The organism is Candidatus Jidaibacter acanthamoeba (genome assembly GCF_000815465.1).
Lineage (GTDB): Bacteria > Pseudomonadota > Alphaproteobacteria > Rickettsiales > Midichloriaceae > Jidaibacter > Jidaibacter acanthamoebae.
Window position 1 is genome coordinate 24641 of the sequence record NZ_JSWE01000096.1, and the last position, 16076, is coordinate 40716.

14 protein-coding genes are annotated in these 16076 nt (G+C 36.6%); 12 read left to right on the plus strand and 2 right to left on the minus strand.

What is annotated here, in order from left to right:
* The first annotated feature begins 2 nt into the window (after window positions 1–2).
* The 12 genes from NF27_RS04340 to NF27_RS04395 are packed head-to-tail and all read left to right on the plus strand — an operon-like array spanning window position 3 to window position 14577.
* The gene (locus tag NF27_RS04340) at window positions 3–2456 is read left to right on the plus strand and encodes a VirB4 family type IV secretion/conjugal transfer ATPase (protein ID WP_039456266.1); all 2454 of its coding nucleotides are present in this window, start codon (window positions 3–5) and stop codon (window positions 2454–2456) included.
* 7 nt (window positions 2457–2463) lie between these two features.
* Window positions 2464–3237, plus strand: a complete 774-nt coding sequence (gene trbJ / locus NF27_RS04345; protein ID WP_039456268.1) for a P-type conjugative transfer protein TrbJ — start codon at window positions 2464–2466, stop codon at window positions 3235–3237.
* The gene (locus NF27_RS04350; protein WP_039456271.1) at window positions 3234–3497 is read left to right on the plus strand and encodes an EexN family lipoprotein; all 264 of its coding nucleotides are present in this window, start codon (window positions 3234–3236) and stop codon (window positions 3495–3497) included. The genes trbJ and NF27_RS04350 overlap by 4 nt, the downstream gene beginning before the upstream one ends.
* Window positions 3497–5002, plus strand: a complete 1506-nt coding sequence (gene trbL, locus NF27_RS04355; protein ID WP_039456274.1) for a P-type conjugative transfer protein TrbL — start codon at window positions 3497–3499, stop codon at window positions 5000–5002. The genes NF27_RS04350 and trbL overlap by 1 nt, the downstream gene beginning before the upstream one ends.
* A 1-nt stretch (window position 5003) precedes the next feature.
* On the plus strand, window positions 5004–5672 hold the full coding sequence (gene trbF / locus NF27_RS04360; protein WP_039456277.1) for a conjugal transfer protein TrbF: 669 nt from the start codon (window positions 5004–5006) through the stop codon (window positions 5670–5672).
* Window positions 5673–5702: 30 nt separating this feature from the next.
* A complete protein-coding gene (trbG, locus tag NF27_RS04365) occupies window positions 5703–6569 on the plus strand; it encodes a P-type conjugative transfer protein TrbG (protein ID WP_053332569.1) in 867 nt (288 codons plus the stop codon).
* Between the two features lie 14 nt (window positions 6570–6583).
* Complete coding sequence (locus tag NF27_RS11125) at window positions 6584–7792, plus strand: TraB/TrbI/VirB10 family type IV secretion system protein (RefSeq protein WP_053332570.1); 1209 nt, start codon at window positions 6584–6586, stop codon at window positions 7790–7792.
* Window positions 7793–7821: 29 nt separating this feature from the next.
* Complete coding sequence (locus NF27_RS04375; RefSeq protein ID WP_039456280.1) at window positions 7822–10383, plus strand: DUF3363 domain-containing protein; 2562 nt, start codon at window positions 7822–7824, stop codon at window positions 10381–10383.
* Window positions 10383–12317 (plus strand): type IV secretory system conjugative DNA transfer family protein, encoded by a 1935-nt coding sequence (locus NF27_RS04380; protein WP_053332571.1) that lies wholly within the window; start codon window positions 10383–10385, stop codon window positions 12315–12317. The genes NF27_RS04375 and NF27_RS04380 overlap by 1 nt, the downstream gene beginning before the upstream one ends.
* A gap of 7 nt (window positions 12318–12324) precedes the next feature.
* Window positions 12325–12873, plus strand: a complete 549-nt coding sequence (gene traF / locus NF27_RS04385) for a conjugative transfer signal peptidase TraF (RefSeq protein ID WP_039456283.1) — start codon at window positions 12325–12327, stop codon at window positions 12871–12873.
* Window positions 12873–13382 carry a lytic transglycosylase domain-containing protein gene (locus NF27_RS04390; protein ID WP_053332572.1) on the plus strand — a complete coding sequence of 170 codons (510 nt, stop codon included), beginning with the start codon at window positions 12873–12875 and terminating at the stop codon, window positions 13380–13382. The genes traF and NF27_RS04390 overlap by 1 nt, the downstream gene beginning before the upstream one ends.
* 4 nt (window positions 13383–13386) lie before the next feature.
* Entirely contained in the window at window positions 13387–14577 is a 1191-nt protein-coding gene (locus NF27_RS04395) for a nitrilase-related carbon-nitrogen hydrolase (protein WP_039456285.1), read from the plus strand.
* A 79-nt stretch (window positions 14578–14656) separates the two neighbouring features.
* Here the strand turns inward: NF27_RS04395 and NF27_RS04400 are convergent, their stop codons facing one another.
* Entirely contained in the window at window positions 14657–14974 is a 318-nt protein-coding gene (locus tag NF27_RS04400; protein WP_039456286.1) for a hypothetical protein, read from the minus strand.
* 467 nt (window positions 14975–15441) lie between these two features.
* Window positions 15442–16074, minus strand: a complete 633-nt coding sequence (locus NF27_RS04405) for a hypothetical protein (protein WP_039456287.1) — start codon at window positions 16072–16074, stop codon at window positions 15442–15444.
* Window positions 16075–16076 lie beyond the last annotated feature (2 nt).

Consider the following 16076-nt stretch of genomic DNA (forward strand, 5'->3'; position numbering starts at 1 on the left):
AAATGTATTTAAAAGAATGGAAAAGACAGCCTACAGGATTTTCGGATTTACTAAATTTTGCCGTTCTTGTTGATGACGGAATCATGCAAGGTAAAGACGGTAGCCTTAGCTCAAGCCGATACTTTAAGGGGCAGGATATGGATTCTAATACAAATGAGGAACTGGAAGGAATCTCAGCGAGATTAAATGCGGCACTACAAAAGTTCGGGAGCGGCTGGATGATGCAAATAGATTGTATAAGAAAAAAAGCAAATAGCTACCCTGACACAAAAGATATGGCATTCCCCGATAGAACTACCGCTTTAATTGATTACGAAAGAGAATTGCAATTTACAAGTTACAGCAATAACTATGAAAACCTTTATGCACTTACGCTTACCTATACGCCGCCGCTTAAAGCAGAAGGGAAAATATTAGATATATTATACTCAAATGATAACTTTGAGAGTGAAGCAACAGGAGATAAAAACCTAAATTATTTTAAAAAAGTTACTAAGGAATTTGAGCTATCTTTATCTTCTATTCTTGAGATAAAACAAATGCGCGGCATTAATTATAAAGATGAATATCAAAAAACTCATACCCGTGATCAGTTGTTAGAGTTTTTAGCTTATACCGTTACAGGTAAATTTCAAAAGATTAATTTACCGAGCATACCTATGTATTTGGATGCAATAATCGGTAATCAGGATTTTATCGGCGGTAATTTTCCTAAAATAGGAGATAAATACATTAAGTGTATATCAATTGAAGGGTTTCCTGCCGAATCTTATCCAGGGATTTTAGATAATTTAAATTATTTGGCAGTAGAATATCGCTTTAGTTCAAGGTTTATATTCTTTGATAACGTAGAAGCAAAAAGCATAATTAACCGACATCGTAGGAAATGGAAGCAAAAAATTCTAGGTTTTAAAGACCAGTTATTTAACACAAGAAGCGGAGCAGTAAACTTCGATGCAATAAATATGGCATCGGATGCGGAAGTAGCCATATCGGAAGTAGAAAGCGGGTTGGTTAAGTATGGAGATTATACAAATACTATAATTTTAATGCATGAAGGTCAATCTTTGCTCAACGAATCGGTTGAAAAGATAATTAAAACCATAGAGAATTTAGGGTTTGTTGCACGCATTGAAAGTGTGAATGCAGTGGAAGCGTATTTAGGCTCTATTCCTGGCCATGGTTACTTGAATGTAAGAAAATCATTTGTAAATACTTTGAACCTTAGCGATTTACTGCCGATTACATCTGTATGGTCTGGTTTAGAATATAATCCTAATAGATTATATCCCGCAAATAGTCCCGTATTATTTTACAGCACCACCGCAGGTTGTACTCCGTTTAGAGTTTCCTTGCATGTTGAAGATGTCGGGCATACGCTTATATTAGGTGCTACGGGAAGCGGAAAATCTACTCTATTATCATTTATTATTGCACAGCATTTCAGATACAAAAATGCCAAAGTTTTTTGCTTTGATAAAGGGTATAGTTCTTTTGTATTAGCTAAAGCATGCGGAGGGGAGCATTATGATATTGCAGGAGACGAAAGTGATTTAGCCTTTTATCCTCTAGCTGAGATAGATCAAGCAACAGAAAGATTTTGGGCACAGGATTGGCTGGAAAGTTTAGTAGAGTTACAGGGGGTTAAGATCACTCCTCAGTTAAGACAAAGTATTCATATAGCTTTAGATTTGTTAGCAAACACGAAATCGAGAACTATTACCGATTTTATAAATACCATACAAAGCTTAGAAATAAGAGAAGCACTCACTACTTATAGTTTAGCGGGAAGTATGGGAAGGCTGCTTGATGCAAATAATGAGGGGTTAAATAAGGAAAGGTTTCAAGTATTTGAAATGGAGCATCTGATGGCACTGGGTGAAAAAAATGTTGCTCCTGTTTTAACTTATTTATTCCATAAGGTGGAAAAGAATTTAGACGGTTCACCGACTCTGATTGTTTTAGATGAATCCTGGATGTTTATCTCTCATCCCTTATTTAGGGATAGGATAAAAGAATGGTTAAAAGTTATGAGGAAAAATAATGTAGCAGTAATTTTTGCTACGCAATCTTTATCGGATATAGCAAACAGTGTTATTAAAGATGTTATATATGAATCATGTCCGATTAAAATACTGCTTCCTAACCCTGAAGCGGGTAATGAGATTTCAAAAACAGAGTATGAAAAAATAGGGCTTAATTCACGTGAAATTGATATAATTAAAACGGCAATTCCTAAACGGCATTATTATTATACTTCACCTTACGGCAAGAGGTTATTTGAACTGGGATTAGGAGGAGTTGCAAAAGCATTTGTCGCCTCATCAGGCAAGGAGGATGTAAAGAAGGCAAAATTATTAATTAAGCAGTATGGTAATGAATGGCCTGTGCAGTGGCTAAGAGAGCATAGGCTGGATGATTGGGCTCAAGGCTGGCTAACTCTTATGAACAAATAGGTAAAGCATGAAGCTACTATTAACTATTATTTGTGTACTACCCTTAACTGCATTAGCAGGAGGAGATGATGTATATGTTCAGGCACCTACCGGCAATGCAACGGAAACTACTCAAATAGCTAATAATGTATTGCTTAAAGAAAACTCTATGTATCAAAGCTCAATACTGGATCACCAGGTAAAGATGCTGATAACCCAGTCGGAAATGCTCACAAAGCAACTTGAACAGATAAATGATATGAATAAAAATACGAAATCAGTTTCAGATCCCGTATGGAGTAATACAGCTCAGTTGTTACAAACTTTAGGCAAAATTGTAAAAAGCGGGCAAGCTTTATCTTATAGTAGCCAAAACATTAATGAAGAGTTTACGAGCAAATACCCCGGGTACCGTACTTCTAATAACTACAGTAAAGATTATCAGGAATGGTCGAGTATAACCATGGACTCAATTAGGGGATCAATGAATGCAGCAAATCTACAAGCTAATGAATTTGTAACGGAAGATAAGTTAATAAGCCAATTACAAACTATGTCTAAAACCGCTGAAGGCAGAATGCAGGCAATCCAGGTCGGCAATATGATTGCGACTGAAAATGTACAGCAGTTAAGAAAGTTAAGGCAGCTACAAATGGCACAAATGCAGGCGCAAAATAATTACCTGGTTAGCCGAAATCAAAAAGAAATGACAAAACAAGCGGCTTTAGATAATTTTTTAAATGTAGATGACCCTACACTTAACCGTAAATACAAAACTTTTAAAGGAGGAAACATAAAATGATTAAAAAAACTATTTTACTGCTGGTAGTAGTACTAAACCTGCAAGGCTGTAGCAATGATGAGGATTTGGTAAAATACTATGCTCAGCATCATGAGGAAAGACAATCAGTACTTAAACGGTGTAAGGATGGATATTTCTTTAAAATGTTTAATAAAAACAAATGCAGAAGTGCAGAAGCAGCTGCTCAAAAAAGTTTTTGGGATATAGAAGAACCCGGAAAGAATAAAACTTATAAAACTTTCAAAGGCGGAAGCCAATAATGAAAAGAATTTTAAGTTATGCAATTTTTATAATCATGCTTAAATCATCTGATGCACTTGCGAGTGATATACTCGACAGTATTGCAGAGAATTATAAACAAGGAAGCTTAGAATGGTATACTTCCTTGTTTAATGTCGCTCAACAGCTGTTTACAATACTTGCTACAATTGAAATTGCGTGGACTGCAATAATTTGGGTTTTGGAAAAAGATGAATTTAGATCTTTAACCGCAGCACTGATTAAAAAAATTATGAGTATAGGATTTTTTTATGCCTTACTTATCAATGCTGATGTTTGGATTCCAAGTATAATTGATAGCTTTATTTTAGCGGGAGCATTAGCGGGTAAACAATCAATCACGGGTTTTAGCCCTTCACAAGTACTGGATACAGGGCTTAAAACCACGTATCTGATGATAAAAGAGATGCATATAAGCGGTATAACGGAAACCATAACCGTAGGGGTGACGGTTATGATAGCAAGTGTAATTGTTATCTTTGCGTTTGCGGTAATTGCCGCTCAGCTTCTGATTGCCTTAATTGAATCATATATTGTAATAAGCGGAGGAGTAATTTTTCTTGGCTTTGGAGGCTCCCGCTGGACTACGGATTTTGCGCAAAGATATATATCTTATGCTTTCGCAATAGGAGTCAAATTATTTGTCATGTACTTATTGATCGGGATCGGACAAGCACAGGTAAACCAGTGGCCGGAAAGCTTAAAGCCGATAAACGTAAACACGGTATTAACCGTAATGGGATCAAGTCTGGTTTATATGTTTTTAGTATGGCAAATTCCTTCCATGGCGGCTTCAATTCTTTCAGGCTCGCCTAATATCACCGCAGGTAATGCTGCATCTACAATTGCTTCATCGGGCGCAATGATGATAGGTGGAGCTTCAGCTATCGGGGCAATGGGGAGTGGAAGTATAAAAAGCATGGGAGGTTTAGCAAGCGCTGCAAATTCAGCTTGGGAAACGGCTCGGTTTGATAACTTTTCTAACTCTCCGTTTGGAGGAGATAAAAGTAGCATGAGTCACGGAGTGAAACAATTCGGTAGTGCATTCAAGCATTTTGCAAGTGCCGGCATGGAAGATAGTATTGCTCCTGTAAATAATCCGTCTAAAACTAAAGGGGAGCGGATGAGCTCAATATTAAATGAACGAACAGGAAAATTTAAAGAAGACATTGCAGCTAATACTCCGTTCACACCGACCCGAAGCGTAAGTGAAAATAATAATATACCTGCTAATCTAAGTAGCAATACGGAAACAAGTTCGCTTAACCAACCGAATATCAGTAATAAAGTCACTACCCCGATTAATGATATGCCTAACCGCGCAAATCAATCGTCATCAACAGTGAAAGATAATATTGCAAACTTACAACCGAGTGCACCTAAAGGTTTAGGAAGTGCTATAAAAAATATAGCAAAATCTCCTATACCGCATGATTCTGCACCAAATACAAATATTAGCATAAAATTTAATCATACGGAGAGCTGATATGAAGAGTGAAAATACTAATTACGAGTTAAACCCTTATATTAATGCGAGAAGAGAATGGACGGAAAGATACGGAGATTATATAACAAGAGCACGAAACTGGAGAGTTGCTGCCGCCATGTCTTTCTTAACGACATTAATACTTGCCGTCGGGCTTAGTATCACTGCTACCCAAAGTAAGATTATTCCATATATCATAGAAGTCGATAAACTGGGTAAAGTAGCAGCTTTAGCCCCTGCTGAAGAACTAAAGCAAATTGATACAAAAATTATAAAATCCATATTAGCAAATTTTATAATAGAAAGCAGATCGATTAGTACCGATCGTATTATACAAAAGAGAGCATTAGAAAAAATATATGCTTATCTGCCGAGGGGAAGCAGTGCAGCTACATATATAAAGGACTATATAAGCCACAATAATCCTTTTGTTTTAGCTGAAACTAAAACGGTTACGGTAGAAGTATCAACCGTATTGCCCTTAAGTGAAAAATCCTGGCAAGCGGAGTGGCAGGAAACGTCTCATGACCTGCAAGGTTCATTAATTAACCGAAAAAAATGGAAGGCTATAATTTCTATTGAGTTCAGTTCTCCGACTACTGAAGCGGCAATTATAGCTAATCCGTTAGGGTTATTTATTACCCAAATAAGTTGGGCACAACAACTGTAAAATTTATATTTATTTAGGAGATTTAAAAATATGAAAATACTTAGCGCTATTGCTTTATCTTTTTCTGCTCTCATGCTTGTAAATACATGCTTAGCAAAAGATATAGAAAACAATATACATAATGATAAAATAAACACTGCAACGAAGTCCTGGCAGAAGACAGGTCATGCTGCTCTAATTAAAAACGGTAACGGAAGAATTACCTATCCGTTTGATGAGAAGCTGCCTATGCTTACCTGTTCTCCGCTCCACGTATGTGATATAGAATTAGAGGCGGGGGAAAAAATACAGAATGTTGCAATCGGGGATCAAGTGCGTTGGATTTTATCACCTGCTACTTCAGGCAAGAGCAGCAATTCTACCCCTCATGTAATCATAAAACCTACCGATGAAAATATTGCAACCAATATGATAATTACTACTGATCTTCGTACTTATTACCTTTACTTAATTTCTAAAAAAACCGGCTACGTAACAAGAGTTAATTTTTACTATCCGCATGATCTTGTCCAAAAATGGAGTGATAATGAAGAAATAGAAAAAGAAACCCGATTAAACAGGATAGCGGAATTTCCGTCTATAACTGCGGTTAACCTGGATTTTAATTATACTATTAAAGGCAACGGTAAGCATATTACTCCTGAGAAAATATTTAATGACGGCAAGCACGTTTATATAAAAATGAAAGAGGATATTTCCTCTAAAGAAATGCCCGTACTCATGATTATAGGCCAAAACAATCAAGCTGAATTAGTCAATTATAGAGTAAAAAACGGCTATTATGTAGTAGATAGGTTATTCGACAAAGCGGAACTAATCTTAGGAGTCGGTAGAAATCAGGAAAAAATCATTATCAGCCGTAAATCCACAAAGAATTGTTTTTTTAACTGTAAGTAGAGAGGCGAAATAATATGATAACTTCTCCCGATAAATTGGAAATAGTCGGCAAACCGCAAAAGGCTGTTAGGATTAGTAGGAAAATACAAGTCTTAATTGTTATTTTAATAGGAATAATAGTACTCTTACTTTTTTACGGATTAACTTTAGGGCAAAGGAAAAATTTGCCGCAGAATAAAGTATCGGCCTCAAATATAAAACTTGAGCCGGCAAGTGAGATAGCAAATTCCATCAATCAAAATATACCTGATTTTCCTAATCCTAAAGCAATAGAAAATAATGAATCAAGCAGTACTGAACCCGAAGTTTTAAGTAGGGCACCACAATCTCCAACCCAAGCAATATTAACTCCCGAACAGGAGTTGACAAAAAGAATAGGAGAGCAAAGGATCCAGGATAATCTAAAAGCAAGAAATGCACCGCTTAACCATAACTTATTTGATAAAAAGTACGGTTATACCTCCTCGGATAGTTCCTCAAATAAAGTTGCAGAAAGCAGCAAAGTCTTTACACCTGATAACTATAGCCGGCTTGCCGAGTACCAAATGGCAAAGGATGACCATAACAAGCAAATCAGAAAAGAAAACTTTTTGCACTCGGCAGCAGCACAAAATGAAGATAACTATTTAAAATCACTTCGTAAGCAGCCGATATCACCGTATCAAGTTACAGCAGGACAATTAATTCCTGCCGTAATGGACGGAGGGATTAACTCGGATTTACCCGGCCAGATTAGAGCGCTAGTGAGGGAAAATGTATATGACGGCAAATCAGGAGAACATTTATTAATTCCTCAAGGAACCAAGATAATCGGAACATATGACAGCCAAATCGCTTACGGCCAGGAAAGAGTGTTGGTGGTATGGCATAGGCTAATATTCCCGGACAGCTCTACCATTGATCTAAAGGGAATGGCGGGAACCGATGTTTCAGGGTATTCGGGGTTGAAAGATGAAGTAGATCATCATTATTTCCGTATATTCGGCAATGCTATGCTGATGAGTCTAATGTCTACAGGCGCTAATATCTCAGCACAAAATAGCATGAGTGGAAACCAGCCGGCGACTCAAATGGCAGTTGCAGGTATAGGTTCCCAACTAAATCAGACGGGTAGCCGACTAATCAATAAAAACTTGAATATACAACCGACTTTAAAGATAAGGCCGGGATATAAATTTAACATCACTGCCACGAAAGATATAGTCTTTACCGAAGCATATTAAATTTTCTTACCAGTAATAAAGGGTATTATATGAGCAAAAATGAAGAACAAAATATTGAGCTAAATGCAAAAATTCAAAAAAGAGATAAAGATGCCGACTTTGCTTATCTAGGTGTAAAGAAACTTGGTGACGTTATTGACACGGTATCTAATAACGGCTTTACGGAATCGACTAACAAGGGTTGGTTTGCTAAAAGCAATGCAAGAGGAAACTCGGCAATTGTAGATTTTACTCCGAAACTGCAAAACAGTACGGTTATCGTTAGATATTCGGAGAATAAAACTAACGGCCTATGGCGTGCACACGGAAATTATCTGGCAAGAGAAAATAGTCAAAAAGATAATGAAAAGGGGCTTGGCTTTAATAATGAAAGTAATACGGTAAATATAGCAAACTGCCTTGATTCCTGGCAAAAAGCTAATGACCCCAGGATATGGAAGATAATAATTAGCCCTGAACTGGGTGACAAGCTGGATTTAAAAGAACATACCAAGTTATTTATAAGTAAACTGGAGCAGGACTTGGACACTTCTCTTTCTTGGGTAGCAATTGATCACTATAATACCGATAATCCTCATGTTCATCTGTTAATAAGAGGAATAGACATAGAAGGAAAAAAACTGGATATTAACCCTGCTTATCTTAAGCAGGGAATGAGATTACGCTCAAAAGAGGTTGCCACCCAGCAGTTGGGATATAGGACTGAAGCTCATGCAAGCCTGGTTAGAGAAAGGCAAATCGCTTCCGAACGCTTTACCTCGTTAGATAGCGCTATACTTAAGCGCTCAACTGAAACGGACGGTTATAAGGTGTTCAGCTTAGAAACAAGAATACCTAACTCGGATTCTGCCAAAGAATATAGGTTACATTTAATAAGGAGACTAAAAAAGCTTGAAGAACTGGGAGCGGTTATGAAACTGTCAGGGAATGCTTGGAGGCTGGAACCTGATTTTAAAGAGATACTCGGAGATAGAGGAAAATTATCAGCCGGGCTTAAAATATTAGATCGAAAGAGAGACAAAATGAGCACTCCTAATCAGGATTTAGCTTATACCATACTTAAGAACGAGGGAGACGGTATAATAGGCAGAGTTTTAGGTGCAGGATTAGATCCTGATACTGATAAACCTTATTTACTTCTAGAAGCTATAGACGGTAAAGCACATTATATAACTCAAGCGGATAGAGTCCATGCCGGCAGATTACAATCCGATTTAGTAGAAGGCTGTTTTGTCAAACTTGAAGTTAAAACATTTGAGTCTTCCAAAAAAGACTTAGTAAAATATATAAACGTAAAAGATTACGGGCATACTAAGGTAATACCTAATAAGCTAATTGATGACTATTTGGTTGATACTCTGAAGTCAGGCAATAATTTAATTAAAGAACCGAAAGAAGAAGGAGGATTTGCAGCAGAGTTCTATGCACAACTCAATGAACGAACAGAGTTTTTGAAAACACAGGAAGTTATTTTAAACTCGGGAGAAAACTTACATCCTAACTGGAAAGAAAACCTTGATAAGGCCAATGTATCAGAGGTCACTAAAGACAAAGTAGTTAAAGAGTGGAATCACGAACGGAAAGAACAGACTATAGTAGGTAGAATAATATACTGCTCACAAGCCTCAGCTTTAATTGAAGATTATAAAGATAATATTTATAAAGTTAACCTTACGGAATTAAATACTAAACGCTTAGAGGTCGGAAGTGAGATATGTATTCAGTCCAATATCTCAATCGGACAGGATATCAGCCGTACCGATTTAAACTTAATCGATATAATAAACAAGCAAGGTTATTACTCGCAACAGCATTATAATGAAGAGTTAAAACTTCAAAAACAAAACGCAGAACGAGAGCAACAGAAATTCTTTCTGCAATCCGAAAAAGATATCGAACGATTTACATTAGCTCATTCCAGACGTGCAGACACTTGGGTAAGACTGGGATTACTTGAAAAGAATGAATTAAAGCAATACTGCTTAGCTGATAAGGATATCATATTAACTGAAGATATAATGAAAGAAAAGCTTAACGCTTTAAGTGAGCAAAAGACTAAAGAAGTACAATATCATAAGTTCGATCAGGAGTTTATTACAAAAGAAAGTAATTCTCAAAATTTTACAAAGCTCGATAAGATACTTATATCTCTTAAAGATAATGCAGATATTCAAGAAGCAGTAAAAGATTTTGCTTCTGCTAAAGTTTTAGTTGAAAGAAATGAGCTATGGAATCTGCGTGATATAAACTTACTTTCAAAAGAAGGTGAGCAGAATGCCAGAAGCTGGCTTGAAAAACACGGCACTATTGAACTTATAAAGGCTTTATCTGATAAACCTATCGAGATCTTAAGCACTACTTCTCCTGATGAAACAAAATCTTACGTAGGAGAGATTTTAAGTATAGCGACTGAAGACAAGCAGCAAAATAAGTACTTAGTAATCGATGTAGGAAGAGAGATCAAAGCTTTGCCTATTACTCAAAACCCGCAAATGTTAAAAGTAGGGCAACAGGTAAATTTGAGGGTAATAAATAACCGTTGGCAGGCTGTAAAGCATGAACTTAATAAAAGCTTGGACTTAAGCCGCTAATGGATAAGTCACTATACCATCTGCCTGATAAAATGCCTTTCTTAAATATATCATGGGTTGCAATATTTGCCGGGGTTATAGCATTGCTTATTACCTCACAGGCTGCAACCCAATACTTAGCTTATATATTTAAATACAGTGAAGCTTTGGGGGGCAGAATATGGGGTAATATTTATCATCCGCTCGCATGGCTCACATGGAGCTGGAAGTTTAAGAGCTATAAAACCGTTCATTATCACTTCGTTATTGCTTATTTTATAATCATCCTAGGGAGTATGATTTCTTTAAGCCTTGCTCTATCAATATTATATTTTAAAAGTAAAAGTATAACAAGTAACTATGACTTCCATGGTTCGGCAAGGTGGGCAAGTAGAGAAGAGGTTAATCAAACGGAGTTGCTGGGGAGTAATGATAATTACCGTGAAGGAGTATATGTCGGAGCCTGGGAAGACGGAGAGGAACATTTATACCTACGCCATAACGGTGCAGAGCATGTTTTAGCTTTTGCTCCTACTCGTAGCGGCAAAGGAGTAGGACTAGTCATTCCGACTCTGCTTTCCTGGCCTGGTAGTGTTGTCGTGCATGATATTAAAGGAGAAAATTGGGCTTTAACCGCAGGATGGAGAAAGGAAAAGCTCGGGTCTATCTGTTTAAAATTCGATCCTACCGATTATAGCGGTAAAAGCATTAAATTTAATCCGCTTGAAGAGATTAGGTTAGGTAGCGCGCATGAAGTAAAAGATGTGCAAAACATTGCAGCCATGATAGTCGACCCTGACGGTAAAGGCTTAAATGACCACTGGGCTAAAACAGGATTTTCTTTATTGGTCGGGACAATCCTGCATGTATTATATGCTGAAAAAGATAAAACACTAAGGGGAGTAGCTGCTTACCTATCCGACCCTAACTTTAAAACGGTTGAGCAGATTTTTCTAAATATGATTAATACTTGTCATGACCATGATAATAAGCTTCATTGGCGGGATATGAGCGGTAAGCTTACTCGAAACCATCCCGTAGTTGCCGCTTGTGCTAAGGATATGCTTAATAAATCGGATAATGAACGCTCAGGGGTGCTTTCTACCGCGATGAGCTTCTTGAATATTTATCGCGATCCTATTGTGGCTCAAAACACTGAAAAATCCGAGTTTAAAATAAAAGACTTAATGGATCATGAAAAGTCGGTCAGTTTATATATAATCTCTCCACCTTCTGATAAGGATCGGCTCAAACCTTTATTCAGGCTATTAATTAATCAGATAATACGAATTCTTACCGAATCGATGGATTTTACCTCAGGGAAAGGAGAATCCTGCTTTAAACATAGGTTGTTATTAATGCTTGATGAGTTCCCGAGTCTCGGTAAACTTGAGATATTTGCCGAATCCTTAAGCTTTATAGCAGGATACGGTTTAAAAGCATATTTAATTGCTCAGGATTTAAGCCAGCTTTATGCGGCTTACGGCAAAGATGAAGCTATAATTTCTAACTGCCAAGTAAGAGTAGCCTTTACTCCTAATAAAATTGAAACTGCAAATCTGCTTTCTTCGATGATCGGCTCAACTACCGTAACCGTATACAATCGTTCTTTCTCGGGAGGCAGGCTATCTCTCCTGCTAACCAATGTAGTTAATTCCGAAACCGAGCAGAAACGGCCGTTGCTTACACCTGATGAGATAATGAGATTACCGCCCTCAGATGCTTTAATATTTGTTGCAGGACATAGGCCGATTTACGGAAAGAAAATCAAATATTATAAAGATCCTACCTTCCTTAAACGATCGAACATAAGCCCGCCTGAGCGCTCTGATATTATCAGAAGCTCAAAAGAGGATGAAGACCTTAATATCTCAAAGCTTGAAGAGCAAGAGATAGTTAATACGAACGAAAAGACTACTCCTCAAGAAGATAACCCTCTAAATAATCTTTTTTAGCTTTTATATGACTAAAAACTTGAAATACTTAGCTTACCCCATATCTGTAGCAATGGTTATTATATTGCCCGTATTCATTTTAGGGTTGCTCGGATACAGGTTTAACTTTTCTCCGTCTATGCCGATAGGGATTTGGAAGACTGATTCAACCTCACAAAGTATTCTTAAAGGCAAAGTAGTACTGACTTGCTTACCTCATCAGGCTGATATTTATAATCTGGTTTTGAAACATAACCTATTACCTAAAGGATTATGTGATGACGGCACTGCTCCCTTATTAAAACCTGTAGCTGCAATTGGCAGCGATATAGTGGTCATAGATAACCAATTTATTTCAGTTAATGACCAAGTAATTATAAATAGCACTGCCTTAGAACCAAATAAGTTTAAAGTTAATCTACCGTTACTAAGTGAAGGAAAATACATAGTAAATGAAGATGAGGTTTGGTTAATATCAAAGCACCATACTCATAGTTTAGATAGCCGTTACTTCGGAGCTATCGGTAAAGAAAATATAATTGCCGTTATGCAACCTGTTTGGGTGTGGGGGAAGTAATGGATAGTATAAACTTAGATTATCTGATTACCTCCTGTGCCGTAGATAGGGATATTATATCCGCTATTATTAAAGTTGAATCAAACGGTTATCCATGGGTGATTAATGATAATACTACTAAAAAAATACTAAGATTCAACACACAAGATGAAGTTACCGAAAAAGCAAACGAGCTACTGAGTAAAGGACATAATTTGGATTTAGGCTTGAGCCAAATAAACTCGGGTAATTTAAAGAAATTAAATTTATCCGTAGAACAAGTTATCGAGCCATGTACTAACCTTAAAGCTGCTGCATCCATTTTTAATAATTTTTACAAAATTGCTGCGCTTAAGTTTAAAGGTAAAGACCAAGTATTATTCCATACCTTATCCGCCTATAACACAGGCTCATTCTATAAAGGATATAAATATGCGAAAAAAGTATTTAAGCTAATCAATATAGAAAGTAAGGATATTAAATATAATGTTATAACTCCCTTTAATGCGCCTATAATGGTGGAGTGGTAAATAGATGATAAGAAAGCCGTTTATCATCCAATTGGTATTTTCTGCACTTATCGGATATTTTGCATGGGGTGGAAGTGAAATGTGGCTAGCTTTAGCCCCTTGCTTTGTTGTAGTATGGGCATTTTCTAGAAACAAAATCCATGCTTACTTTTGTGCTCTTTCATATTACCTTGCGGCAAGCCATGGTTTAATAAAAGGAGCCGGTGTATTCTTCGGTAGCCCCGGCAAAGAGGAAGTATCTATCGTTTCAGGAATAGCTATCTGGGTTTTACCTAACATTATTTTAGCGCTTCCTTGGGCATTACTTTGGGGTAAAAAATATTATTATCTGAGAGTATCGCTTATTATATTAAGTGTATCTATTCCGCCTATAGGGTTGTTCGGTTGGGCTAACCCGATTACAGCTGCCGGAGTGATATTTCCCGGCTTAGGTTGGCCGGGGTTAATTGCTACTTTCATACTACTGATATTACTTTGTTACATGTTTCAAGCTTCTAAGAGCTTAAATATAAGTATAGGCTTTCTTTTAATTCTCTCGGTATTTTGCCGAATCAATTATAAGGAGCAGTCTCATATCTCTGGTATTGTAGGGATTAATACTAAGCTTTGTTGGATTAAATCTTCAGAAGATGAATATGAGCATAATAAATTACTAATTGAAACAGTAGATGAAGTTCTTGCAGCTCATAAAGCACTAAAGCTTATTTTACTACCCGAATTAGTGATAGGAACTTGGAATAATGCAAATAAGCACTTATGGGAGAAGATAAACCGTAAATGTAAAGACTTAGGAATTACGGTTTTTCTGGGTGGGAGAATTAATCTTAACCAAAGAGAATATATAAGCGGAATGATAGCAATAGGTAAAGAAGAAGGTGCAATACTGTTTGATCGAGTGCCTGTGCCGATAAGCATGTGGCGCCCATGGGCAAAAGGTAAATCAACAGCTATCAGCTACTGGTCTCATCCCGGGGTTTATAGTATCCAAGGTAAAAGAGTCGCGAGCATTATATGTTATGAGCAGCTGCTCATTTGGCCTATATTGCATTCAATGGTATATAACCCTGAGATATTACTTGCTTCCTCCAATACTTGGTGGGCAAAGAATACCAATATCCCTTCCATCCAGCAACAAGTAACCAAAGCATGGGCTAAGTTGTTCAATATTCAATTAGTGAGAGCGGTGAATAAGTGAAGAAGACAATATTCTAAGAAAATTCCCTCAGCTATACTTATTATATCAAGCAGAGATGAGGGAAGAATATAAAATATCCTTAACTACTCATAGCCTTAGGCATAAGAGCTATTCCTAAGCGGGTATCTACTTTGATAACGACTTGAGCATGTGAGTCATCCATACCGGCCTGTATGATATCCAGTTCACCTATAAAAATAGCTTTTCTGTCTTTAAGCAGTAATGGTTTGTAAAAGTTTGATAAGCTTTCATCGGTAATATGAATTTTAAACCATCTGGGCTCAAATATCTCTTCTCCTGTGGTAGTATCATATCCTATAGCTTTATTTACGGTTACGGTAGCAATGCCGTATGCTTTTCTGTTTAAATCATGATGAATTTCCAGGTCTCTTGCCATTGTGCCGTAGACTTGTGCTTGTGCTGAATCTTTCTTAAACGCTCCATTAAATGTTTAATAATTGTTAGTTGTAATTATCGGTTAAACCACTTGAAGTTTGATGGAGGAATGATAGAATATGCATCAAACAATTTTATAATTACTAAAAAAGTAACTAATCATAGTTTCAGGTTTAGAAGGAAATATACTTGTAGAATACTGCGTTCATACAACATAGTTAACCTCAGAATCTCTTTTGCCTTGCTCAACTCGTTTTATATGGTATTGCAAGTTTTAATATTACAGGAATTTATTAAGCTAACTGTGAGCCTAAAGTTGTTTCTTACGCAAAATTCAGGTTAAGGAATAAACATATGCAAAAAAGACTGTTTTTATAAATCTAAAAAACAGTCCTGATCTTTTTATTAATAACATTTATTAAGCCTAAGTAACTACCCCACCGGCAAGACATTTATAGAGCAATATCCTTAAGACCCTCTAACGATTGATTGTCCGTTTCCTCTATCAGATAAATTTCTAGCATCTTTGCTATATTTAATTTTTTCAACTTTAGAATCAACTTTACATTTTTTCTCTTTATTAGTTTTTTCAGGTGAAGAGTCATCCGCTCCTTTTCCAAGTGCGGAGTTTCTAGAATCGTTTACAATTTGTTCAAAACTACGTTTTTTAGAGCTCTCTGCAGCTTTCTCCTTTTCTAGGGGTTTATGGTCTTGTTCTTTTACCTCATTACACACTGTTTGTGACTTAGCAATTTGCCTTGCAAACTGATCAGTGAATGGTTCATTGGTAAGCTCATTGAGAGGAATTGCACTATCTAGAGTATATTGTATGGAAGGAAAGCCGGGATCTATCAACCATTTTTTAAGATCTGAGTAATAACATAAAGTAATATATTCATTCTCCAATAATTCCTGTAAAAATTTTTTAAAAGAAAAATATCTTTCCTTGGGTGGGTAAGTACTGTTAAAATCTACCATAAACTTAAAAGGCTCTTCTTCAAGCTCTTCTTTAGCTGTAATACAAACATTAACGAAGCCATATTTTTTTGCCTCCTCTTGAATTCTATCCCTGCAGCTTATTAGCTTTTCTACACTTAACATAT

Excerpts from the sequence above, each read along its gene's own strand:
- NF27_RS04340 (WP_039456266.1), top strand. The coding sequence starts at position 3 with ATGTATTTAAAAGAATGGAAAAGACAGCCTACAGGATTTTCGGATTTA.
- trbJ (WP_039456268.1), top strand. The coding sequence starts at position 2,464 with ATGAAGCTACTATTAACTATTATTTGTGTACTACCCTTAACTGCATTA.
- NF27_RS04350 (WP_039456271.1), top strand. The coding sequence starts at position 3,234 with ATGATTAAAAAAACTATTTTACTGCTGGTAGTAGTACTAAACCTGCAA.
- trbL (WP_039456274.1), top strand. The coding sequence starts at position 3,497 with ATGAAAAGAATTTTAAGTTATGCAATTTTTATAATCATGCTTAAATCA.
- trbF (WP_039456277.1), top strand. The coding sequence starts at position 5,004 with ATGAAGAGTGAAAATACTAATTACGAGTTAAACCCTTATATTAATGCG.
- trbG (WP_053332569.1), top strand. The coding sequence starts at position 5,703 with ATGAAAATACTTAGCGCTATTGCTTTATCTTTTTCTGCTCTCATGCTT.
- NF27_RS11125 (WP_053332570.1), top strand. The coding sequence starts at position 6,584 with ATGATAACTTCTCCCGATAAATTGGAAATAGTCGGCAAACCGCAAAAG.
- NF27_RS04375 (WP_039456280.1), top strand. The coding sequence starts at position 7,822 with ATGAGCAAAAATGAAGAACAAAATATTGAGCTAAATGCAAAAATTCAA.
- NF27_RS04380 (WP_053332571.1), top strand. The coding sequence starts at position 10,383 with ATGGATAAGTCACTATACCATCTGCCTGATAAAATGCCTTTCTTAAAT.
- traF (WP_039456283.1), top strand. The coding sequence starts at position 12,325 with ATGACTAAAAACTTGAAATACTTAGCTTACCCCATATCTGTAGCAATG.
- NF27_RS04390 (WP_053332572.1), top strand. The coding sequence starts at position 12,873 with ATGGATAGTATAAACTTAGATTATCTGATTACCTCCTGTGCCGTAGAT.
- NF27_RS04395 (WP_039456285.1), top strand. The coding sequence starts at position 13,387 with ATGATAAGAAAGCCGTTTATCATCCAATTGGTATTTTCTGCACTTATC.
- NF27_RS04400 (WP_039456286.1), bottom strand. The coding sequence starts at position 14,974 with ATGGCAAGAGACCTGGAAATTCATCATGATTTAAACAGAAAAGCATAC.
- NF27_RS04405 (WP_039456287.1), bottom strand. The coding sequence starts at position 16,074 with ATGTTAAGTGTAGAAAAGCTAATAAGCTGCAGGGATAGAATTCAAGAG.